At 56.9% G+C, this 836-nt stretch carries 1 protein-coding gene; it reads right to left on the reverse strand.

From position 1 onward, the window contains the following. Positions 1-836: elongation factor Tu (locus A3730_RS12215; RefSeq protein ID WP_063538131.1), on the reverse strand; the 836-nt coding region annotated here is incomplete at both ends.

Below are 836 nucleotides of genomic sequence, written 5' to 3' on the forward strand. Positions count from 1 at the left end.
GCAGAACACCAACGTTCTCACCAGCGCGACCTTCGTCCAGCAGCTTGCGGAACATCTCAACACCGGTACAGGTGGTCTTGGTGGTGTCGTTGATACCCACGATTTCCAGCTCTTCACCCACCTTGATGATGCCACGCTCTACACGGCCGGTTACTACAGTACCGCGACCAGAGATGGAGAATACGTCTTCGATCGGCATCAGGAACGGCTGATCAACGGCACGCTCCGGCTCCGGGATGTACTCGTCCAGGCACTCAACCAGCTTCTGCACGGCAGGCATACCGATGTCGCTGGTATCGCCTTCCAGAGCCTTCAGGGCAGAACCCTTGATGATCGGGGTGTCGTCGCCCGGGAAGTCGTAGTCGCTCAGCAGCTCACGCACTTCCATTTCTACCAGCTCGAGCAGCTCTTCATCGTCAACCATGTCCGCTTTGTTCAGGAACACAACGATGAAAGGCACGCCAACCTGACGGGACAGCAGGATGTGCTCACGCGTCTGCGGCATGGGGCCGTCAGCTGCGGAACAAACCAGGATTGCGCCGTCCATCTGCGCGGCACCGGTGATCATGTTTTTCACATAATCAGCGTGACCGGGGCAGTCTACGTGGGCGTAGTGACGAGTCGGAGAATCGTACTCTACGTGTGAGGTCGCGATGGTAATACCACGCTCACGCTCTTCCGGGGCATTATCAATACCATCGAAAGCAATGGCGCTACCGCCCCAGACTTCTGCACACACGCGGGTCAGCGCGGCAGTCAGGGTGGTTTTACCATGGTCAACGTGACCGATGGTGCCTACGTTTACGTGCGGTTTATTACGTTCGAACTTTTCCTTA

This window comes from Alcanivorax sp. HI0044 (assembly GCF_001634945.1).